General features: G+C 39.7%; 17 protein-coding genes. 13 read left to right on the top strand and 4 right to left on the bottom strand.

Features of this window, described 5'->3' with window-relative positions:
• Positions 1 to 104 precede the first annotated feature (104 nt).
• The 9 genes from purD to CHU_RS01475 all read left to right on the top strand — a co-directional run bounded on the left by purD (position 105) and on the right by CHU_RS01475 (position 9,950).
• Entirely contained in the window at positions 105 to 1,385 is a 1,281-nt protein-coding gene (gene purD, locus CHU_RS01515; protein WP_011583703.1) for a phosphoribosylamine--glycine ligase, read from the top strand.
• Between the two features lie 169 nt (positions 1,386 to 1,554).
• On the top strand, positions 1,555 to 2,175 hold the full coding sequence (locus CHU_RS01510; RefSeq protein WP_011583701.1) for a hypothetical protein: 621 nt from the start codon (positions 1,555 to 1,557) through the stop codon (positions 2,173 to 2,175).
• 227 nt (positions 2,176 to 2,402) lie between these two features.
• Positions 2,403 to 4,073 carry a PSP1 domain-containing protein gene (gene ricT / locus CHU_RS01505; RefSeq protein WP_041932122.1) on the top strand — a complete coding sequence of 557 codons (1,671 nt, stop codon included), beginning with the start codon at positions 2,403 to 2,405 and terminating at the stop codon, positions 4,071 to 4,073.
• 1 nt (position 4,074) lies between these two features.
• On the top strand, positions 4,075 to 4,554 hold the full coding sequence (gldH, locus tag CHU_RS01500; RefSeq protein ID WP_011583698.1) for a gliding motility lipoprotein GldH: 480 nt from the start codon (positions 4,075 to 4,077) through the stop codon (positions 4,552 to 4,554).
• Positions 4,554 to 5,201: a DUF4919 domain-containing protein gene (locus CHU_RS01495; protein ID WP_011583697.1), complete on the top strand. Its 648-nt coding sequence runs from the start codon at positions 4,554 to 4,556 to the stop codon at positions 5,199 to 5,201. Before gldH ends, CHU_RS01495 begins: the two co-directional genes overlap by 1 nt.
• Complete coding sequence (locus CHU_RS01490; RefSeq protein WP_011583696.1) at positions 5,194 to 6,393, top strand: DUF1624 domain-containing protein; 1,200 nt, start codon at positions 5,194 to 5,196, stop codon at positions 6,391 to 6,393. Before CHU_RS01495 ends, CHU_RS01490 begins: the two co-directional genes overlap by 8 nt.
• Positions 6,394 to 6,446: 53 nt before the next feature.
• On the top strand, positions 6,447 to 8,570 hold the full coding sequence (locus tag CHU_RS01485) for a hypothetical protein (RefSeq protein WP_011583695.1): 2,124 nt from the start codon (positions 6,447 to 6,449) through the stop codon (positions 8,568 to 8,570).
• 47 nt (positions 8,571 to 8,617) lie between these two features.
• Positions 8,618 to 9,457: a rhomboid family intramembrane serine protease gene (locus CHU_RS01480; protein ID WP_011583694.1), complete on the top strand. Its 840-nt coding sequence runs from the start codon at positions 8,618 to 8,620 to the stop codon at positions 9,455 to 9,457.
• Between the two features lie 97 nt (positions 9,458 to 9,554).
• Complete coding sequence (locus CHU_RS01475) at positions 9,555 to 9,950, top strand: hypothetical protein (RefSeq protein ID WP_011583693.1); 396 nt, start codon at positions 9,555 to 9,557, stop codon at positions 9,948 to 9,950.
• Between the two features lie 68 nt (positions 9,951 to 10,018).
• On the opposite strand, the gene CHU_RS01470 is transcribed toward CHU_RS01475, so the two are convergent.
• The 4 genes from CHU_RS01470 to CHU_RS01455 form a co-directional block, all read right to left on the bottom strand.
• On the bottom strand, positions 10,019 to 10,345 hold the full coding sequence (locus CHU_RS01470; RefSeq protein ID WP_011583692.1) for a DMT family transporter: 327 nt from the start codon (positions 10,343 to 10,345) through the stop codon (positions 10,019 to 10,021).
• Positions 10,346 to 10,414: 69 nt separating this feature from the next.
• A complete protein-coding gene (locus CHU_RS01465) occupies positions 10,415 to 11,131 on the bottom strand; it encodes a hypothetical protein (RefSeq protein ID WP_143143947.1) in 717 nt (238 codons plus the stop codon).
• Positions 11,132 to 11,151: 20 nt separating this feature from the next.
• Positions 11,152 to 13,845 (bottom strand): CHAT domain-containing protein, encoded by a 2,694-nt coding sequence (locus CHU_RS01460; RefSeq protein WP_041932121.1) that lies wholly within the window; start codon positions 13,843 to 13,845, stop codon positions 11,152 to 11,154.
• Positions 13,846 to 13,872: 27 nt separating this feature from the next.
• Positions 13,873 to 14,826, bottom strand: a complete 954-nt coding sequence (locus CHU_RS01455) for a hypothetical protein (RefSeq protein ID WP_011583689.1) — start codon at positions 14,824 to 14,826, stop codon at positions 13,873 to 13,875.
• A gap of 152 nt (positions 14,827 to 14,978) precedes the next feature.
• Here CHU_RS01455 and CHU_RS01450 point away from each other — a divergent pair, with 152 nt between their 5' ends.
• From CHU_RS01450 to CHU_RS01430, 4 genes are all read left to right on the top strand, one after another.
• Complete coding sequence (locus CHU_RS01450) at positions 14,979 to 15,422, top strand: hypothetical protein (protein ID WP_011583688.1); 444 nt, start codon at positions 14,979 to 14,981, stop codon at positions 15,420 to 15,422.
• Between the two features lie 358 nt (positions 15,423 to 15,780).
• Positions 15,781 to 16,701 carry a carbohydrate kinase family protein gene (locus CHU_RS01440; RefSeq protein ID WP_011583686.1) on the top strand — a complete coding sequence of 307 codons (921 nt, stop codon included), beginning with the start codon at positions 15,781 to 15,783 and terminating at the stop codon, positions 16,699 to 16,701.
• Between the two features lie 209 nt (positions 16,702 to 16,910).
• The gene (locus CHU_RS01435) at positions 16,911 to 18,305 is read left to right on the top strand and encodes a DUF4403 family protein (RefSeq protein ID WP_049755411.1); all 1,395 of its coding nucleotides are present in this window, start codon (positions 16,911 to 16,913) and stop codon (positions 18,303 to 18,305) included.
• Positions 18,305 to 22,267 (top strand): AAA domain-containing protein, encoded by a 3,963-nt coding sequence (locus CHU_RS01430; RefSeq protein WP_081428639.1) that lies wholly within the window; start codon positions 18,305 to 18,307, stop codon positions 22,265 to 22,267. Before CHU_RS01435 ends, CHU_RS01430 begins: the two co-directional genes overlap by 1 nt.
• Positions 22,268 to 22,300 lie beyond the last annotated feature (33 nt).

The following is a 22,300-nucleotide window of genomic DNA, read 5'->3' as shown; positions in this document are numbered from 1 at the left end:
TCTTTGGCGTTTTTTATTGCTTGCCGAGCCTGCTTCAGCGGTATAATTTTATCCCCTGCGCAATTATACCTATATTTGCTGCCGTTAATTTACACCTACTATTCATGAATATTTTAATCATCGGTTCGGGCGGAAGAGAACATACATTTGCCTGGAAATTAAAACAATCACCAAAGTGTTCCAATCTGTACGTTGCCCCAGGCAATGCCGGCACAGAACAAATTGCAACCAACTTAGCGATAGATGTTACAGATTTTAAAGGCATAGAAAGTGCGTGTATTAAAAACAATATCAATCTGGTAATTGTTGGTCCTGAAGCCCCTTTGGTTGCAGGGATTGTAAATTACTTTCAGGCTACCGAGAGCATTAAACACATCCCCGTTATCGGGCCGGATAAAATAGGTGCACAGTTAGAAGGCAGCAAAGATTTTTCTAAAAATTTCATGCAGAAATACGGTATACCAACCGCCGCTTCGCGCACGTTTACTGAAGCACAGCTGGAAGAAGGGTTAACGTATTTAGAAACACAAGCATTGCCAATCGTATTAAAAGCAGATGGCTTAGCTGCAGGTAAAGGCGTGATCATTGCCGAAGATCTGACAACCGCTAAACGTACGCTGAAAGAAATGCTTGCTGATAAATTATTCGGTGAAGCAAGTGCTAAAGTTGTTATCGAACAATTCTTAAAAGGAATAGAAGCTTCTGTTTTTGTATTGACAGATGGAGAGCATTATGTTATTCTTCCTGAAGCAAAAGATTATAAGCGTATCGGCGAAAAAGATACCGGACCAAACACAGGCGGTATGGGTGCTGTATCTCCTGTTCCTTTCGCAGACGCCACATTCATAAAAAAAGTTGAAGACAGAGTCATCATACCAACGATCAATGGTTTGAAAAAAGAAGGTATCCGTTACAAAGGCTTTATTTTTATTGGTCTTATGAGCGATAACGGTGAGCCGTTTGTGATTGAGTACAACGCACGTATGGGTGATCCGGAAACAGAAGTTGTGTTCCCGCGTATTCAGAATGATATTGTTGATTTGTTTGTGGCTACTGCTGAAAATAAATTAAACGAAATAAAACTATCGATTGATCCGAGAACGGCAACAACTGTTATGCTTGTGGCAGGTGGTTATCCGGGAGATTATGCAAAAGGACAGGAAATTACAAAACTGGAAGATGTGCGTGATGTAACGGTTTTCCATGCCGGAACAAAAAATGCAGACGGCAAGATCGTAACAAACGGCGGACGTGTCATTGCCGTTACAGGTTTTGGTAACAGCATTCCGGAAGCGCTCGAAAAATCAAACAAAGCAGCAGCGGCTATTCAATGGGAAGGTAAAAACTACCGCAGAGATATCGGGCTGGATTTAGTAAACATTTAAGTTTCGCCACAATAAATATGTTACGTTATGAAAAGTTCTGTTCAGACAAATTGCCTTACAGAGCTTTTCATTTTTCACTCATTGGTATTTCATGTAAAACGTTTTTCTTCGTTTAAAGAACGCTATACTATTTATACCTTTTATCTGATTCATTTTAATCTCTGCTTTCATGAAAAATTTAATTTTCGTTACATTCTTTTTCTTTAGCATTGCAGCCTTTTCACAAGACTATCTGGATAAAATTGCTATACAGACATGTGATTGCTTTTCTAGCATGTCCAGTATATCGGATAGCCTATCATCCGATCAAAGAAATTTAAAATTTGGCTTATGCATGATTGATGCGGCTGAACCCTATAAAAAACAGCTTAAAAAAGAGTATAATATTGATCTGGACCAAATGGATGGCCCAACAGGCGAACGCTTGGGTCGATTAGTAGGCGTGAAAGTTGCCGGTAAATGTCCGGATGTGATATTAAATCTTCAGCAGGAAACAGTCCAAAAAAGCAAGCCGGCAAATATGGCTGCAACAAATACGTTTACCGGAGTAATCACAAGAATAGAAACGAATGGTTTTGTTACTTTCAATATAAAAGATGAAATGGGTAAAACAACTACCTTCTATTGGCTGGAATTTATTCAATGCGAGAAAGACCTGCCAGCTATATACACTTCGTTAACCGGTAAACTTGTATCTGTATCTTATAAAACCAAGGAGTATTTCGAACCTAAACTCAATGAATACAGACAATATTTCTGCCTTACAAGTCTTCAGATTATAGGTAATTAGCCTTCATGCGGGTTTTTTCGCTTTTTTAATTTATTAAAAGGAGCCTTTAAGTTATTTTTGGACACTTTTTAGTTGTAGTATTTATCAAGTATAGTTTTTCATTATAGCAACAATATATTCCCAAATTACCTATTGTTTGTGTATCTTTAGGATGAATAGTCGTACCCCACCCGAATGGGGCGGACATTATGGTATTTTAGTTTAGAATTCGGAATAACAACATATATATGTCTTGTAGTTCAGGCAGTTGCGGCACCGGTGGTGGCTGCAGCACAAAATCAGGAGGATGCAGTTCAGGCGGATGTTCTTCTGGTGGTTGCAACAAATTAAATTCTTTTGACTGGCTGGGGAATATGGAACTCGATGCCCTTCCAGCATTTGATATTATTGAAGTACGTTTTAAAAACGGGAGAAAAGAATTTTTCAGGAATACAAAATCGTTAGAGTTATATGCCGGGGACCCTATTGTTGTAGAAGTACAATCCGGGCACCATATCGGCTATGTTTCTATGCAGGGTGAAATTGTACGCCTGCAAATGAAAAAGAAGAATGTGCTGAATAACGATGATATTAAGGCCATTTACCGTAAAGCAACGCAAAAAGATCTGGAGAAATTTGAACAGGCGAAAAACCGCGAAGCAAGTTCTTTATACCGTACGCGTGAAATAATTGTTGATCAGAAATTAGGTATGAAATTATCTGATGTGGAATTTCAGGCAGACAATACAAAAGTTACTTTTTATTATTCTGCGGAAGACCGTGTTGATTTCCGGGAGCTGATTAAAATGCTGGCCGGTGAATTCAAGGTGCGTATTGAAATGAAACAGATCAGCCTGCGCCATGAAGCAGCTCGTTTAGGCGGCATCGGTTCGTGCGGACGGGAACTTTGCTGCTCAACCTGGCTGACAGATTTTAAAAACGTGAATACATCTGCTGCGCGTTATCAGAATTTATCGTTAAACCCATCCAAGCTTTCAGGCCAGTGCGGCCGCCTGAAGTGCTGTTTAAACTATGAGCTGGATACGTATCTGAATGCATTAAAAGGAATTCCTGAAGTTGAGGTTCCGCTTAAAACCGCGATGGGGAATGCAACGCTTCAGAAAACAGACATCTTCAAACGTATTATGTGGTTCGGTTTCCAGGACGAGACTACCTGGTTCCCGTTGCAGGTTGAACGTGTTATTGAAATTATAGAAATGAATAAGGCAGGCAAAACACCTGCAACGTTAGAATCGAACGAGGAGATAATCAAAGACGATCGTATTATGATCCGTGAGAAAGAAGAACTTTCACGCTTTGATGATAAATTCAAATCGAAAAATAAAAAACGTAAAAAGAAACGTTCCGGTGACGATGCTTCAGACCGTACTGAACGCGCACAGCGTCCTGCGGTGAACATTCAGCGTGTGAGCCAGAATCAGCAGGTGCCAAGAAGTGAAAAGCCGCAACAAGCTGCTGAACCACGCAACGAAAATCAAAACAATTCAAACAGACCGCAACGTATTTCTCCGAATCAGCAGGAGGTGCGGAAAGAAGCTCCGCGTAACGAAAACAAAAACAGGGAAGGCAGTAAACAGCCCAACAATAATTCTAACCGTCCGCAGCGCGTTAACCAGCAAAACACACCGCAGTCAAATCAGCAGCAGCCGAATCCAAAAAAGCAGCAGCCGAACCAGCCTGACCGTGACCGCACGCCAAGACAAGGGAACCAACAGCAGCATACAAATCCCAAACCACAGGGCCAACAACATAAAGAACCGAAGAAGCCTCAGCAGGACAATCAATCAACGGGCGGAAATAAGCACCAATTGATTAAAAAACCTTCGGGCAACTTCCCTCCAAGACAGAATAATCAAAACCCGGGAGAAGAAAGTTCACCAAACAACTCCAATAACTAATATGAAATTGTTTGTTCAAGCAGGCTTATTATTTATAGGCGCTGTGCTGTTTTCCTGCACAGATTCAGCAATCGTTACAGAGGCAAAAATTGATACGCCTGAAACCAACTGGACGCAAACCACAAAAATGGATTTTCCGTTTGAGATAACAGATGTATCGGCCTCATATAAACTTTTCTATCAGATCCGCTACAACAACGATTACCCGTATTACAATTTATGGGTTAACCGAATTCTACTGGATGAAAACGGTAATATGATTTCAAAGAAACTGCAAGGCATGGATCTGTTTCACGCTTCTACCGGAGAGCCTTACGGTGCAGGCTTCGGTAATTTCTTCGATTACAAAATTCTTTCAGACAGCATGCAGCGCTTTCCAAAAGCAGGCAAGTATACCATCCGTCTGGAGCAAACCATGCGGAAAGATACCTTGTCAGGAATCGGTTCTGTTGGTGTAGAGATTATTAAAAATATCCAGTAATGTTCAGATCGGTTATCGGCTTTATATTGCTGCTGCTAACGCTTACTGTACAGGCACAGATAGATCCTGCACACCTGCCTGAACTGCTTGCGCAAAAGGGCGGCTATGCAACACTGACCGGACGTTTCGAAACATCCGACACAACATTAAGCATTGAAGATTTTCAATTGATCTATTATGGATACCAGACTACTGCAGTCTATTATTCAAAAGACATTGAATTTAACGAGAACCTGCTTAAGCCGCTTAGCAGATCAGGGCAGTACAAACAGGTAATTGATCTTGCAGACAGTATCCTGCGTCTAAATCCGGTAAGTATTGCTGCTCATTTTGAAAAAGCATATGCCTGCGCACAGTTAGGCTTTAACGAAGGAGAATCCTTTCACCGCAAACGCTACATTGTTTTATGCAATGTAATTAAGCTTAGCGGGAACGGCAGCATAGCACAGCCCTACGCCTGCAATTCAACAAACGATGCCGTTGAATTTATTTTATTTAAAGGGTTTACCGCTATTGACGATCGCAAGACAAGCAGCGGTGTCATTGAATTCGACTTAGCCAAAAATAAACAAAAGGTTCTGCACCTGTACATCAGCATTCCGGCCCAAGCCTATACCCCACCCGATTCAACATCCGACAGTGAGTAATACCAATACGCTTACCCCACCTTTTCCCGCAGACAACAGAATTCAAGCGATTGACATACTTCGTGGTTTTCTTATTGTTCTGATGGCCTTAGACCATGTACGGGATTTCTTCTTATTAGACGCGTTTGCCTTTTCTGCTACCGATCCTGAAAAAACAACGGTTGCATTATTTGCTACCCGCTGGATCACGCATCTTTGTGCTCCTGGGTTTGTATGGTTATCGGGCGTTTCTGCCTATATGTATTTTAAGAAAAACGGTCCGCAAAAAACTTCTGCGTATCTATTCAGCCGCGGCATTATTTTAATCCTCCTTGAGCTTACTATTGTAAAAATCGGATGGCACTTCAATACCGATTTCTCTTCCTTTGGCTTATTGGTTATCTGGGCGCTTGGGCTCAGTATGATTCTGCTTGGACTCATGCTCTGGCTTCCGCAAGCGTTCGTATTTATTACCGCGCTGGTAATTCTTGCAGGCCATAATTTGCTGGATACGATACAGACATCTGACACGGGATGGACCTCTTTGATCTGGCACATCCTGCACCAGACAGGTACCGTCACACTAAACCAGCAGGTCTATATAAATGTGCTGTACCCTGTACTGCCCATGTTTGGCTTAATCTGTCTGGGTTATACGATGGGACATTTGTTCACCGACGACACCAAAGAAGAGCGAATTACCTTATTTAAACGCTTATCGCTTGTGTTATTATTAGCGTTTATCAGCATACGCCTGGTTAATATGTATGGAGACCCCGCCCCATGGATGCCTAACCAATATGTCTACCGTACCGTATTCAGCTTTTTTAATGTAACCAAATATCCCATGTCGCTGAATTATACGCTGATTACATTATCAGCACTTTTTTATATCTTAACCAAAATTGAATTGTATACGTTTAAACCTTACGGTTACCTGGCCCTTTTCGGAAAAGTATCCATGTTCTTTTACATCATACATATTTATGTGATCCATATTCTGGCTGTTTTACTGGCAATGGCAACAAACCATCAAAATTTAACGCTTGCCATGGACAACATGAATATCTATACACTTACCAATCATTTTGGCTATTCACTCCCTGTTGTATACCTTATCTGGCTTGGTATTTTACTTATACTTTACCCTGTATGTAAAAAATATCGTGTACTAAAATCAAAACACCCTGATTCTTTTCTCAAATTTATTTAGTATACGATACATCAATATTGGGATTCATTTGTTTAACAAAAACATAATCTTCGATGAAATTTTTTTTCACCTCAAAAAACATTTTAATTGCGTTCACTGTCATTCTTTGTATCAGTGTAGCCTATTATATTTTTAACAAAGAAGGGTTGTTTGAAAAAAAGAAACAAGTTAAATATGTTGCTTATGTCGGTCGTTATACCAACCAGGCCGACACGGTTCCGTGTTCGCGCCAGCCGCTGAATAAATTTGACCTCATGCACGAGGTAACATTAAAAAAATATTTAAAGGAATTAGATCTGCCTTATACCGACCTGCAATTAAAAGTATTTGACTGCAGAAAAAATGGCACAATAAGTGATTCTATTTACCAGGTCATTGCCCAAGATCCGGACATTGTTGCTGTGATTGATAATACCTGGGGGGAGCACATCAGTAAATGTGCCGCTACGATCCGTGAAAATAATATACCTGTAATAGCCATTAACGCTGATCGCAATGAATTTGATTTTGGCACCAGTGCCATCTTCACCGGCAGTCAGGATAATGTTCCACATGACATGGTTGCCTACATCACCAAAGTGCTTCATACAACTAAAGTAAATTTTATCAGTGAAGAAGATTATGGTTTACATAACACGTATCTGAAAGCATTCAAAGAAGGTAACATTACAATCAATAAATTATTTTCCGTAAAAGGTAAACCGCATACACCTGCGGATTCGATCCGCTTATATACCGAACTTGAACAGTATTTCAAACAAAATCCATCCGAAGAAAACACCTTGCTTGTATTAAGTGTACATGCAGATATCGGCAACAAACTGATCAATTACCTGAACAAACGTTTTACAAAAATTCATTTGTTGGGGCACGCCTATATTGTTAATGCCAGCAATCTTCAAAAATTTGGCGTACATAACGACAATGACCTGATCATTATCAGTAACCCGACAGATGCGTTAACTAAATCCTTGTACAACGACATTGCTGAATTAAAAACCGCACATCCGGATTACTTTCAAAATGCCAATCATCCTTTTTTTGTTGAACGTTGTTACGATGCCGTTGAAATGCTTCGTAATAAGTTTGACCACTCCGGAGATACAACAACGCTTTCTAAAAAAGATTTCAATAATTATTTTCGCACACTGCCTAATCAGATTGTTCGTGAGCAGGATGAGATCTATCAATTCGACAGTATTCTGAATCTAGTGCCTGAATTATTTTTCACCCAATATGCCGGCGGACGGTTTCACTCATGCCCGCTGCAGCTTAATGAATACCGCGAAGTGATTCCGAATTTATTTTTTGGAATGGAAATTTCAGATATCTATAATATCAACATGGATGAAAATTCATTCACCTCTGATTTTTATTATTGGATCAAACTGGATTCCAATAACCGGGATGCAGAAAAATACATCATTTTTCAAAACATGAAACAGAATGAAAGTTCGAAAGAATTGATTTTTGAAAAAACGGACGGCAGTACCATTTATAAACTCTATAAAGTATCCGGTATTTTTTATGTGAATTATGAGCTGGAAAAATATCCGTTTGATGCACAGGAAATTTTTGTTCGTGCAGAAATTTTAAGTCCGGCTACAAAATTGAAAGTATCCTTTGATCAGAAAAGTTTTGATATGGATTCTACTAAAATTGATAAGTTTAAAATTACAGAATGGAATAAACTGAAATATTATGTAACGGTTGATAATGAAATCAACTTAGGGATGTACGGGGATCCGGACATGGAAGAAGAAAAGCTCTACGAATTTAAAAATATTTATTTCCGTTTGAATGTAGAACGCAAACAAACAACACCTTTACTTGAAATTGTATTGCCGCTGGTACTTATCGGTTTAATTTCTATAAGTTTATTATTCATTAAAGATATCAGTTTTGAAAATTTAGGGGAAGTCAGCATCGGTGTATTCATGTCAATCGTTGCGTTCTCTATTTCTTTTTCCGCGTCAACACCTTCAGCAGATAATCTAACCAAGGCCGATTATCTGTTCTGGCTCACGTTTATAGTTGTACTGCTGAACTTTATGATTGTTATTCTGGTAAATGCAATCTATGAGCCGGAAGAAGTGAAAAATATTGACATCCGCAAACTCAGTACAGGCTTGGGCATTGGCTATATCGTACTGGTATCGATCGTACTGCTGAATTAAGTCTTAGGCTTTAAAACAATAACATCTGATTACCTATTAATTAAGCAATGAATGACGCAGGCATTATCTCTGTACTCTTATTCCTTATCAATCTTTTTTTCACATACAGGGGATTAAAAGATCATTCTTTTTTTGACGCTTACAAGTTTGATGTCGATAAAATTCTTATTCAAAAGCAATATAAACGGATCATCAGCTCCGGGTTTCTGCATATAGGGTGGACACACTTTATCCTGAACATGTACACGCTGTATGCCTTCAGCAGCAGCCTGGAATTGTATGTGGGGCTCCTTCCTTTTCTTATTATTTATTTCGCAAGCTTAACCGGCGGTTCATTGTTTTCGTTATTCGTACATAGAAACCACGGCGATTATACGGCCGTTGGAGCATCCGGAGCGGTAAGCGGTGTTGTGTTTGCTGCCATCGCATTATTCCCCGGCATGCAGCTTGGTTTTCCGTTCATTCCCATACATTTTCCTGCTTGGCTCTTCGGCCTGGTGTATATGCTGTATACCATCTATGGCGTACGTTCCAGCAGAGATAACATTGGGCATGAAGCGCATCTCGGAGGCGCTGTTATAGGCATGCTTACGGCATTGTTCTTCCAGCCGGCAGCATTTACAGAAAACACCTTTACTATTTTCATTATTGCACTTCCAACAGTTATTTTCATTGCGTTTGTTTTATTGAAACCACAGGCATTGCTTATTGATAATTTGTTCTTCAAAAGTCATGACACGCATGATTCAATCGATCACAGGTACAATAAACAAAAGGCGATCAGACAAAAAGAAATTGATGCGATTCTCGACAAAATAAGTCGCAAAGGCATAAACAGCCTCAGTGAAAAAGAAAAGCAAAAGCTCGACGATCTTTCTCAACGATGATCCACCCATTCATTTGGCTTTATATTTGCTTAACGTCTTATAAATTTTAATTTTAAACGGTCAACATCATTCATTTACACTCAAACCACTTAACGTTATGAAACAAGCAGTGATTGTCTTAGGTCTGTTTTGCGCACTTTTATCGGGTATATTATTTTCTTCTTTTACCTCTAAAACAACTGTTGAATATGACTTTCAACAAATAACAACCATTGAATCCGTAATTCCTGCTGGCGCAGGCCGTTCACGGATGATTGCTACCTCCCCTACAGGAACATTGGAAGAAACAGAAATGAAAAATTTCTTTTCAATCAGCGGAATAAATTTCGGGAACGTCCGTGCAAACGATAAAGCTACTACAGACAAAATAAGCCAGATGGTAAATGCAGGCTGGACATTAGAGCAGGTAACATCCGGTGTATATTCAGGAACAGACAATAACAGCAACGGTATTTTTATTACCCGTTATTTATTTAAAAAAGTAAAACAATAAAATCCTGTAAAACAAAAGGCTAAGAAATTTCTTAGCCTTTTGTTTTTTACATATGTGCTACATACAAATCAGTGTGCAACAAACTTCAAGCCTACAATCGATGCGATTAATGTAGTTAAAAAGAAAAGTCTCCAGAATTCCGCAGGTTCCTTAAAGATCAGAATTCCTACAATAACAGTACCGACTGCTCCAATACCTGTCCATACTGCGTACGACGTACCAATCGGCAATGTTTGAATGGCGCGGTACAACAGATACATACTTATGGTAGACGTTATGGCGAAACCCAATAACCATAAATAAGAAGTAGTGCCTGTTGTTTCTTTTGCTTTGCCCAGGCAAAAAGCAAAGATCACTTCAAATAAGCCGGCTACAATCAATACAATCCAGTTCATATCTGTATAGGTTTAAACAAATTAAAAGTAGGCATTTTAAACTGTCTGTGAAATATAGTAAAATACCTATTATTCACATTCACCAAAACCATCTATAAAATCAAAATCCCGAAGGCATGGATGCGTATTTACAATACGGGTTATGTAATGTGTCCGGTCAAAAATGAATTTTACCGTATAAGATGATTCTTTATCACCTCCATGCATGTATATATATAAGTATTCCTCATTCAACGTTATATATGCTTCGGTTGTCCGTTCATGCTCACATAAAACAGCATTATAAAAGTCTGTATAAAATTGTTTTGGAAACTGAAGCATTTTATTATTTCGAAGAATTACGAATGTACTTAATTCGGTTTGAGGTTTGTTTCCATGTATGCCATATGCGTATGTATCATCAATTTTATTTATGATACGTATGCTATCTGCCTTCTTTTTTCCATGTGCAGCAACATAACTGGTATCTGTTAATTTCAATTGATGTACAGACGCTACAAATGGTTTGGTTTTAATAGCAATCTGTATCAGCTCTCCCTGCTTTGTTACTGAATGATATCGGGCTTCTGTTTTTATACAGGTACTTCCGTGTAATTCCTGCAGTGCTGCTCTATCATGAATGTAAATTGAATCGCCTGGATGCTGCAGACATGTATACAGTTCTTTTTTATGAGACCACCCGGCAGCTGGCTGTGCCATGAGTAATGTTAGTGAAAACAGATGTACTATAACTGGCAATACGATGTAAAAAATATTTTTACAGTTATCTTTTCTATTCCAACTCATAAGCATCTTTGTGATTAAGATTATTTACCAATTAAAATAAATGCAGCCCAATAATAAGGACTATTAAATGTTTCTGAATTCAATAATTTAATTTTAGAAATACGCGCTGCTTCCGCAAACGTTGTAAAATTTTCTGACAGGTAGATGCTGTAAAAATATTGCATGTAGACTTGTGTTGACAGATCGGATACTTTCCATAACGATACCATAATATTATCCGCTCCTGCATAAAACAGTGCTCTGGACAACCCGATCATGCCTTCGCCCTTTTCAATTTTACCTAAACCTGTCTGACAGGCGGACAAGGATACCAACGCTGCATTTAAATGCATATTATACATATCTCCTGCATATATACGGTCATTTTCTTCGGAAGTTCCGGAAGTATAAATACAGGACAATTCCGGCTGTTCTTCATCTACCAAACCATGTGTAGCCAAATGTATAATTGAATAGCCACTAAGCGAATCGCTTACCAGAACTGCTTTTGAAGCTGCCGTATATGTGTATACATCTGCCTGTGCTGTGTTTGTACAAAGACTTGTTAATGTATCCACTTCCGCTAATGTCCCGGGTAATGCATTCAGATCGCTGGAAGCGCTGAAGTCTACGGGAGCAAATAATAATACTTTTTTTACTTTTGCTGCTTCATGCGTATTTTCGTACAATGATGCTGTATAGGTATAACTTGTTGCATATTTTTTAATCATAAAACCCATTTGCGCGTAACTACTTGTGTCGTGTTTAGGGCGTTTCTCTATCAAAGCTTCAAATGGAATAGCGGCCATTTTTCCATCGGGAATAATGATCAGATGGCTGCAGTGCTTAGGAAGAGAAGGAATTAATTGCTTGTGTAGTGCCGTTGATGTTTTTATAAATGTGGCTTTACTGTCAAACTTAATTGCATTACGCATGCCGGAAATATACTTGCTGTAGGTATCTTTCAACGGAACCATATATACACGTACGGCTTTGTTTGTAAGAACAAACGTTGTTACCGTTTTTGATTTTTCTGAAACAAAATATTCCAGCACACAATCGCCCTCACTAAGCTTTGCCTGAATGGCTTCCATTATTACAGGCTGTACATTATATTTTAAATTATAATACGCCGGATAATTTTTTTCCAGCGATGTTATAAATGCTTCATACTTCCTCTTTGTTTCGAACAGCTGTGCAGAAACAGTTTTGAATTGATCTTTATCACTGATTCCTTTTGCAAGCTTTTGTTCGAGATAAGTAATGGTTGTTTTGTACGTATCTTCTTCTTCAATTTTAGAATCCGGTATGCCGGCAAAACTTTTCGCTTTTGCCTCTGAAATAGATTCCTGCAACACCGATGCCTTACTGCGCTCAACAAAATAGAATGCAAGCTGCTGATAGTATTTCTTTTTGAATGTATTCTGTGAAAGAAACAGACTTAATTCAACCGCTTTGTCGTAGATATCATAACTGTATGCGCCCAGCGCAACTTTATCATTCTTGCTGGTACGTGTCTGCCGAAGCTGATCCAGCAAAGTGTCACAGGACTGATAGCACGACAAGGCTTGTGTCAGATCTTGCAGGCGCAATGTTTTTTCAGACGATCTTCCTGACAGTGCAATTGCTTTGTGTGTTAACGTTGACAGCAACAATTGTCCGTCGAAATATTCTTTTACATCAGGATTTGATCCCGTTTCTGTAAACGATGCGGTGTTATACATGAGTGCTAATTGAAATGCATGTATCGCTTTGGTATACTCCCGCTGACCGGTAAAAATTGAACCGATCAATGTAAAACACGCAGCAGTATTCGGATGTCTTCCATATTCCTGTTTATATATTTCCAATGCTTTTTTCGCCTGCGTTAATGCCTGGTCATACGCACCTTTGTCTTCATACACTTGTGCCATACCCGAATACACAAAAGCTTTATTTGGGTGCATACCGGGGTAACGCTGCTCCCATATTTCCAGAGCTTTTTCATATTGTGTCAGTGCAGTATTATATGCCTCCTGTTTGCGGTAGATCTGTGCGAGGTTGCTGTACGCAACAGCAAGGGCCGGATGATTTTCCGGATAGATCGATTGATAAATTTCAAGTGCATTTTCATAATAGAATACTGCTTCATCTGAATCAATACCGGAGTAGACCAGCCCCATGTTATTATAAACGGCTGCCACCTGTGCGGTATGTTCACCAAACAATTCTTTTCGTATTTCGAGTGCCTGGTTTAAATACTCCAGCGATTTTTCATCGTTACCGCGGAGCCAATCAATCAATCCTTCTGTATTATAACATTCAGATAAGGGTGATCTCCAATAAAAAGAAGTGCCGCCTTTAAGTAATTCAATGGCAGACATAATTTCTGCATGCGCCTGATCCAGTAATCCTTTCTGGTAATAGATTTTTGCCTGTGCATTTTGAAGCAACGCTTTGGAATTAACCAGTGCCGCCGGACACTGCTTCAATGCTGCTTGCACAATTGCTTGCGCTTCGTCCAGATCACTGAGGCGAATCGCACATTCTGCGCGTTGAGTCTCACAGTATAAATAATATGCTACAGGTTCGATATCTTTATGCAGATCTGCTTCTACAGCATACATTTTCATACTTTCGGCATATTCTCCCAACTCAAATAAACTATCGGCAGACAGCTGATTTTGTGTCAGTATTTGTGCCTGTATTCTAAACTGGAATATAATGAAGACAATGAAAAACAGTTGTTTTTTCATAATTCTATTTCTTGAATGACCGTAAAATTATAAACGTATTTCAACACTGAGGCTGGATACAAACTCGCGAGAGAGGCCGTCAGGGTTAGTATCTCTATTGATGATCTTTACACCGACCATTGCTTTTAAGGCAACGGCAGTTGAAAAGCGATACCCTGCCCCGCTCAGCGCGGTGATAGCCGGTCCGGTAGTATTTGGAACCTCAACACGATTTTCAGACGTACCCTTTGAAACCTGATCCGGTGTAATTCTATATATGGTTAGCAAACCCAGATAAGCATTCCATTTTGTTGAGCGGAAATTACGTTCAATCCGGAACATCACATCCGAACCACGTTTTAAATTCCAGGATGGCGGGTATTCCAACGCTTCTGTTCTTTGTGCACTGCTGTTCCATTCCGACCATCTGAAATCATTTCCAATCTGATTGAAGGCATGCTGGTAGCCTGTTGCAAGCAGCCATTTCCGTGTAATGAACGACAAACCCACAACCAGATCGTTCGTACCTAAACTTGTCTGATAATACATCGGCAAGGGACGGCCGTCGCTGCTTAATTTATCGGCATTGTTGGTTGGCAGTTTCCCACCAAGCGTACCGAGTAATTGATACGTATCTTTTACCAATACTGCATGTGTATAAGCAAGTGAAATGTCTGCTGTTCCGCTGGTGTTGGCTAGCGAGCCGGAGACACATGTATACGGCAATTTAATTTGCGCAGAACCTCTTTTACCTATGCCGATGTTGATATCCACAAGGGAAGTAAGAATCACATCATGAAATTTTGTTACCCCAGCATATTGAAGGAATTCTACAGAACGCAATTTAACAGCAGCTTTATGACTAAACGTTTGATTGGGTCGCATGGCTCCCATCGTGCAAAACCCTGCATCACTGCAGCCTTGCCCAAAAGTTGTCTGATGAATAGCGGATAAAAAAAACAGTACTGGAAAGATTCTGGAATACATAAATCGTGGCGGCATAATAAAAACTGTTACCCGTGTAAAGTACTAAAAAATAAAGGCTTCGGCAACGGTATGAAAAGGCGCTGATAAATCGGTTTTATTCCGGCCTATCAATTAATAGAAGTGAAATTACTATATTTACCCAACGAAATCTTTATTCTTTTTATTGAATGATGTTACAGCTCTCTTTTCCGATTCTCTTTATTTCAGGCCTGGGTGGCGGTGAAATCGCACTTTTATTAATGCTTTTATACCTTGTGCCTTTAGTCTTTTTTATTTTAACACTAAAGCGTTTGCTGGAACAGCTAAACGAAAACAACCGGAAAGTGAATCCTGTTTTGTTGTGGCTCATACTGATTCCTGTTGTTGGCCTTGTTTGCCAGTTCATTGTGGTTATAAAAATGGCAGAATCTCTACGTGCAGAGTTCGATCAAAGACATTTAGCTGAAGAAGAAGCGAAGCCAGGCTTTAACACAGGTTTAACCTATTGCATTTTATTTTTGTGCGGCGGAATACCTATGGTCGGAATGGTTTTATCCTGTGTTGGCATCTATTTCTGGATCAGCTACTGGATCAAAATGAACGATTACAAAAAACTACTTCAACACATGTAAGCTTTTTTTATATGACTACAGTCTGTGTATTTGCTGTTGTTTTTTTAGCCATTTTTATGCTTTCGGTTATTCCATCTGTTTTTATATTCAAGAGATATAAAATGCACGGACTTCTAACGTCTGTTTTTTTTAGCGCTGGAGCTTTTTTAGTTACTTATCTGACACTTTTCTGGGGATTCTTTCTGCTTTTTTTTGATTGGATTGCATTACTGAATTGCAAATAGCAAAGAGTTTTCAGATCCTGTCAGGCAAGAGGCGGCTTTATACGATTAAATCTGCCGAATGTTGATTTATATTCCCTCAGATACTTGGGATTTAGCACAATTGAACCAATATTTGTAGATAAATTAATTGTATTATGAGCTTATTAGTAGTTGGTTCGGTTGCTTTCGATGCAATTGAAACGCCTTTCGGCAAAACGGATAAAATTTTAGGTGGAGCTGCTACCTACATCGGTTTATCTTCTTCTTATTTCAACCCTAAAATAAATCTTGTTGGCGTTGTCGGATCTGATTTTCCTGAATCAGACATAAAAATGCTTCAGTCTCATTCCATCAATACAGAAGGCCTTCAGATCAAAGAAAACGAAAAAACGTTTTTCTGGTCTGGGCGCTACCACAACGATATGAACACGCGTGATACGCTTGTTACAGAATTGAATGTGTTAGGAACGTTTGATCCTATTATTCCTGCATCTTACCAGGATTGTGAATTCCTGATGCTGGGCAATCTTGCACCAGCTGTTCAGCGCTCGGTGATTGAACGGTTAAAAAACCGTCCGAAGCTGATTGTTATGGATACCATGAATTTCTGGATGGACATTGCAATGGATGATCTGAAGCAGACATTAGCATTGATAGATGTATTATCTATCAATGATGAAGAAGCACGTCAGTTATCCGGTGAATATTCACTGGTGAAAGCTGCACGCAAGATCATAGCAATGGGGCCAAAAGTATTGATCATCAAAAAAGGTGAGCACGGTGCGTTGCTGTTCAATCAGGATCAGGTATTCTTTGCTCCGGCCTTACCGTTGGAAGATGTATTTGACCCGACAGGCGCAGGTGATACATTTGCCGGCGGCTTCATCGGTTACATTGCAAGTACAAAAGATACTTCTTTCGAAAATATGAAACGTGCCATTATTTATGGTTCGGCAATGGCTTCTTTCTGTGTAGAAAAATTCGGCACAGAACGCCTGGTAGGCTTACAGAAAAAAGAACTGGAAGAGCGGTTACAGGAATTTGTTGACCTTGTTCAATTCGAAATCAGTCTTTAATCAATAACATTCCATCAGCCTTCTTACGAAGGCTGATTTGTTTCAGGCAATGAAGCACGACAGCACAAACTTCTACCTGTTGCTCAATAAGCCACCGGATCAGCAGGTGCAAATGTATTTACAAATAGTATATTAATGCTTTTAAATATACCGTGAATAAGATAAAAGCGTTACTAATTAAAAATATCTGTTCATTATCGATTTGCAGTATGAATAAGTCCGTTCCATTTGTATGTGTTATCCTCGCGCTTTTATTTGCCGGGTCCTGCCGTTCTGTAAAATCAAAAGCCCCTGCCGAAGCCTATCAGAACTTTGAGTACAAAGCTCCCGTTTCACATGTTGTAGTACCTGTTGAACTTTCGTTGCGTGAAATCGAAACCGAATTAAATACGCAGCTGAATGGATTGATATATGACGATGCGGATTTTGCAGATGGCGTATTGATGAAAGTGTGGAAAGTAAGCCCGATCTTACTTTCTATGCGCGGCGAAGAAATTGTATACGAAGTACCGATCAAGATCTGGTCTAAAATTAAATGGGAATTCAACCAGTTTGGTTTTAATGTATCCGATGAATTCACTGCGGACGCATCCTTGCGCATGACCTTCAATACAAAATTAAAGATTGGGGTGTTCTGGACATTGGAACCACAAACAACGCTGCAGAAATACGACTGGATTGAAAAGCCTGTCATTACTGGTGGAAGCATCTCGTTGCCTGTAACCTTCATTGCCGACCGTGTGATCAAATCACAGCAAAAAGTAATTACCGAAGCCATTGATAGTGAAATAAAAAATCAGATTGAATTGAGAAAGTATGTGGAAGAAGGATGGAACGCTTTACATCAGCCCATACAGTTATACAATAACCCAACGGCCTGGCTTCGTGTCAGTCCAACCGGTATTGTTGTAACACCGTTAACAGGCAATAAAGATTTTGCAACCGCTACCATACGTATCGACGGTGTTGCAGAAACATTTCTCGGCGCCAAGCCTGCTGTAAAGCTTACCAACCTGCCCAACGCAACATTTGCCAACAATGCCTCCGGTGATTTTGTTATTTCACTGATCAATGAAATGAGTTACGAAGAAGCAAGCAAGCTGGCATATCAGCATTTAGCCGGACAAACCTTTACTTCTTCCAACGGAAAGAAAAAAATCCGTATTGACAGTGTACAGATATATGGCGGCGGTGAAAATTTAATTATTAAAACAAAAGTATCCGGAAACGTTAACGGACATATTTACCTCAAAGGAAAACCTTCCTATGATTCTGCTGCACAAGTTGTTTATTTAAGAAATCTGGATTATTCCATTGAAACAAAAAATGCCATGGTTAAAACCGGCAACTGGATTCTTAAAAGTACCTTAACCAAACGTATGCAGGAAGCCCTGCGTTATTCGGTTGCAGCAGATATGGCTGAAATGAAAAAGCAAGCCAATGCCTACATCAGTTCGTACAAGATCAGCAAAAATGTTGAAGTGAAAGCAAATCTTAATCAGCTTCAGCCTAAAGAATTTTTCATCACGCAAGAGTCGATTAAAGCGGTGATCTATGCAACCGGTTCCATGAAATTATCTGTTAAAGGACTGGATATTCCCTGATGGAGAAAATACTTAAGACATACCGCAAACGTCTCTACGATTTAACAACAGGAAATCGGTCCTTATTATTTTTGAGTTTATCTGCTGCTCAGGAATTAGACGTAAGTGCATTACATTTTATTGACAAACATGCCGCTTTTCACACCATTGAAGAATTATTAACTGAGAAAAAAAGTATACGCATCAGTTCCGTGCAGGAACCTCGGGTTGAACAGGTTCAGCTTGTATCTTCCTCGTTAAAAAAAATATACCGTAAGCTTGCGCAGATCTATGAAGAACGTGGTTTGTATGAATGTTATGTAGGCTGGCTATTTGCCGAAGGTAAGTGGAAAGATGGAACACCCTTCCGTGCGCCGCTTTTATTTTTCCCGGTAAAATTAGAAATGGAAGGTAATGGCTGGTTTCTTCGCAGAGAAGAGGGCCGTACCATACAACTGAATAAAAGTTTGCTGTTAGCCTTTGCGCACTACCACGATCTTGTATTGCCTGATGAAGTACTGGAAGAAAATTTTGAAGATTTTTCTTCCGATCCGCTGGAATTCCGCACACAAATTTATGAATGGTTAAAGAAAACCAAACTTGAATTTCTGTTCAGCAACGAATATTTTTTAAACAACATTCAGCCATTAAAAACATATAAACGCCAGGAGTATCAAGACCGTTATCACCTTGGTGAAATGCGCATTCACCCAAATGCCGTATTAGGAATATTCCCGCAGGCAGGCTCTGCTATTGCAGCCGATTTTGATGCATGGGCTGAAAATCTTTCGGATACCTCGCTGGAAAATTTCTTTGCAGACCGCAACCGTATTAAACTGCCGAATGACCCATACAAAGAAGACCTGATGACACCTTACAGCATGGACGCTTCGCAGGAGTTTGCCATACGTGAAGTACAAATGGGGAAATCCATTGTGATACAGGGCCCGCCCGGTTCAGGAAAATCTGAAACTATTTGTAACATGATCTGTTCTGCTGTAGCGGCAGGCAAAAAAATATTAGTTATTTCGCACAAACGTGCAGCCCTTGAAGTAGTCGCGAAACGTCTGGGGCAAAAATCACTGGATGATTTTTTTGCACTCGTGCACGATGTAAAATTTGATCAACGCAGTTTATATACAAAAATTGAAAAGCAAATTGAACATATTGAATCGTATCAAACCATTAACAATGGATTGGATGCGATTTATATGGAAAGGGAGTTTGCAGCTTCTGTAAAATTATTGACACAACTGAATACACACAGCGAAGAATTCAGGAATGCCTTATTTGATACACGCATTTGCGGTTTCAGTGCACATGAACTGTATCTGAAAGCCAGTACGGAAGAAGGAACGATCAACCTGAGCGATCTGTATACATGTTATCCGGCTAAAGAGCTCGAGCGGCTCATTCATGCAGTGCAGACGTACAGTATTTATGCAGCCATTCCTTACCCGCATGCAGAACTCTGGAAAAACAGAATAGAGCAGCCTGATATGACTTCACAAACGTTTGAATTGTGGCAATCAAAAGCCTCTGTTCTTAAACAGGCAATCGATGATTTTAAGCAACAGCTTGCTGTGTATAAAGAAACACGTATTGCAACTGCTTTTGAATACATTGCTTCATTAAAAATTACGCTTGAATCCGTTCACGCATTACTGCAAGAAGATTCAACTAAAAAATTATGGAACGCATTTTTCCGGCCGGTTGATTTTGCTAAAGCGTCTCAGCTAATAGAATCTATTGCTGTTATTCAAAAAGAAAATCAGTCGCTGTTTTCAAACTACAGTCTGAGTGAATTGCATGCACTGCAAGCATTGCTTTCGAATGCACATAAAAAATCTGAAGGTACATTTGGATGGCTTTTATATGCTGTTTTTTCTCCGGAATATAAAATTTTAAAAAAAGCAGCTGAATACACAAATACTGCCCTATCTGCACAAACACTGCAGGCATTAACAGACAAAATCAAATCAGCCCTTCTTGTTGAAGCGCTTCTAAAAGAAACGGCAGCGCTTACCGATCTTACCATTCCGTTACAAGACACCGATGCACTTCAGGCGTTGACTAACGTGATACAAACGTTCTATAAGCTGCTGCAGCCGATTGAAGAAACAAACCCGTCTCTGTACCGTCATGTCATTGCCCTGAATGCAGCGGCTGCAGAACAATTGATTAAACATATACTTCATGCACATACAACATTAACAGCAGCGGCGGCAAATACGTCTGCTTATTTCAGTACGCCACAGCAATTGTATTTTATTAAAGACGTAGACTTGCTGGATGAATGGATGCAATTTACAGGTGAACATCTCAACGACGTTCAACATCTTGATGCCTTACTGCATTCATTGAATGCAACCGACCGCATCTGCATCCAACGCTTAGCAGTGCTTTCCGATGCTTATCCCGCAAACAAATGGGCAGTACTTATTGAACAGTCTGTTTTAAAACACTGGATCCAGCACATTGAACTTGTCTATCCGATTCTTAAAAGTCTGGATACATTACGCTGGAAACAGTTTGCACAAGACTGGACCATTCATTCAGAAAAACGTAAAGCACTTTCGCTGGAAATGATCTTAGGCAAACTGCGTGAACAAACGTATCGGGAAATTGTTTTTAACAGATTACAAAATAGAATTACGTATCGGGATCTGCAGCATCAGGTAACGAAGAAAAAACGCGTATGGCCGATGCGGAAGCTGATGCATGAATATGCGCAGGAAGTTTTTTCTCTTATCCCCTGCTGGATGATGTCGCCCGAACAGGTTTCATGCGTGTTTCCGCTTGAACAATTGTTTGACCTGATCATTATTGATGAGGCTTCTCAATGTTATACCGAACATAGTTTACCTGCTATGTACCGTGCCAAGCAAATTGTGATTGCCGGAGACTCGCAGCAATTACCGCCGAGTGACCTGTATCGGGTACGCTGGGATGATGATGAAGAAAACGAACCCGACATTGAAATAGATTCATTGCTTGATCTGGGTGAGCGTTATTTGTCGAGTGTTTTATTGAAGGGGCATTACCGCAGCCGCTATCCGGAACTGATTGCGTTTTCAAACCAACAGTTCTACGGCAACAAATTAAATTATGTACCCAGATACGAAGACATCCATGCTGCTGTAAAACCCATTACATACCGCAAAGTGAATGGTGTATGGGCAAACAGCATCAATAAAAACGAAGCAGAAGAAGTTGTGCGCATAACACTGGATTACATTCAGGCAGGGAAACATTCTATTGGCATTGTTTGTTTCAATTATCAGCAGGCTTCTTACATTCAGGATCTATTAGAACAGGAGTCGGTAAAGAAACAGTTTTTGCTTCCTGAAGAACTTTTTATAAAAAATATTGAAAACGTTCAGGGAGATGAACGCGATATTATTATTTTCTCTATTGGTTATGCACCGGATAAAAACGGGAAATTCTCCATGCTCTTCGGAAGCTTAAATATGCAGGGAGGAGAAAAGCGTATGAATGTAGCTGTATCGCGTGCGCGCGAATCGGTTGTACTTGTTTGCAGTATTATGCCGCAAGAACTACGCACCGAGACATTAAAGCACGAAGGGCCGCGTATCTTAAAAGAATACTTACAATATGCATGGGATTGTCAGCAGTTTGACCGCAATGCTTTTTTTGAAAAACATGCGCATACGGTTTCACTTGCTTCTACAGCGGGCCGTATTATGCAGGTGTGCAACGCACATTCACCTATGCAGGTAAATCCTGTCTATCCATTTGCAACGCTAACCGTAACAAAACAGCAAGCTGAACTGTTGATTGACACAGACGACATTATTTACAAAAACACTGAGTATGCCAAATACTGGCACTTCAACAAACCGTATGTATTTACACAAAAAGGATGGCCGTACACACAGATCCTTTCAAAAAATATCTATACAAAATCGGAAACCGAACTTCTGGATCAGATAAACACATCCGGAAATTCAAAACTTTCTTGACAATTAGCGCGTATTCAAATATTTTAGTAATAT

The sequence above is a fragment of the Cytophaga hutchinsonii ATCC 33406 genome, assembly GCF_000014145.1.
Lineage (GTDB): Bacteria > Bacteroidota > Bacteroidia > Cytophagales > Cytophagaceae > Cytophaga > Cytophaga hutchinsonii.
The sequence above is the reverse complement of the archived record's forward strand: the minus strand, read 5'-3'. Positions and strand labels throughout refer to the sequence as shown.

Coding starts and splice junctions, on each gene's coding strand:
- purD (WP_011583703.1), top strand. CDS start 105: ATGAATATTTTAATCATCGGTTCGGGCGGAAGAGAACATACATTTGCC.
- CHU_RS01510 (WP_011583701.1), top strand. CDS start 1,555: ATGAAAAATTTAATTTTCGTTACATTCTTTTTCTTTAGCATTGCAGCC.
- ricT (WP_041932122.1), top strand. CDS start 2,403: ATGTCTTGTAGTTCAGGCAGTTGCGGCACCGGTGGTGGCTGCAGCACA.
- gldH (WP_011583698.1), top strand. CDS start 4,075: ATGAAATTGTTTGTTCAAGCAGGCTTATTATTTATAGGCGCTGTGCTG.
- CHU_RS01495 (WP_011583697.1), top strand. CDS start 4,554: ATGTTCAGATCGGTTATCGGCTTTATATTGCTGCTGCTAACGCTTACT.
- CHU_RS01485 (WP_011583695.1), top strand. CDS start 6,447: ATGAAATTTTTTTTCACCTCAAAAAACATTTTAATTGCGTTCACTGTC.
- CHU_RS01480 (WP_011583694.1), top strand. CDS start 8,618: ATGAATGACGCAGGCATTATCTCTGTACTCTTATTCCTTATCAATCTT.
- CHU_RS01475 (WP_011583693.1), top strand. CDS start 9,555: ATGAAACAAGCAGTGATTGTCTTAGGTCTGTTTTGCGCACTTTTATCG.
- CHU_RS01470 (WP_011583692.1), bottom strand. CDS start 10,345: ATGAACTGGATTGTATTGATTGTAGCCGGCTTATTTGAAGTGATCTTT.
- CHU_RS01465 (WP_143143947.1), bottom strand. CDS start 11,131: ATGAGTTGGAATAGAAAAGATAACTGTAAAAATATTTTTTACATCGTA.
- CHU_RS01460 (WP_041932121.1), bottom strand. CDS start 13,845: ATGAAAAAACAACTGTTTTTCATTGTCTTCATTATATTCCAGTTTAGA.
- CHU_RS01455 (WP_011583689.1), bottom strand. CDS start 14,826: ATGCCGCCACGATTTATGTATTCCAGAATCTTTCCAGTACTGTTTTTT.
- CHU_RS01450 (WP_011583688.1), top strand. CDS start 14,979: ATGATGTTACAGCTCTCTTTTCCGATTCTCTTTATTTCAGGCCTGGGT.
- CHU_RS01440 (WP_011583686.1), top strand. CDS start 15,781: ATGAGCTTATTAGTAGTTGGTTCGGTTGCTTTCGATGCAATTGAAACG.
- CHU_RS01435 (WP_049755411.1), top strand. CDS start 16,911: ATGAATAAGTCCGTTCCATTTGTATGTGTTATCCTCGCGCTTTTATTT.
- CHU_RS01430 (WP_081428639.1), top strand. CDS start 18,305: ATGGAGAAAATACTTAAGACATACCGCAAACGTCTCTACGATTTAACA.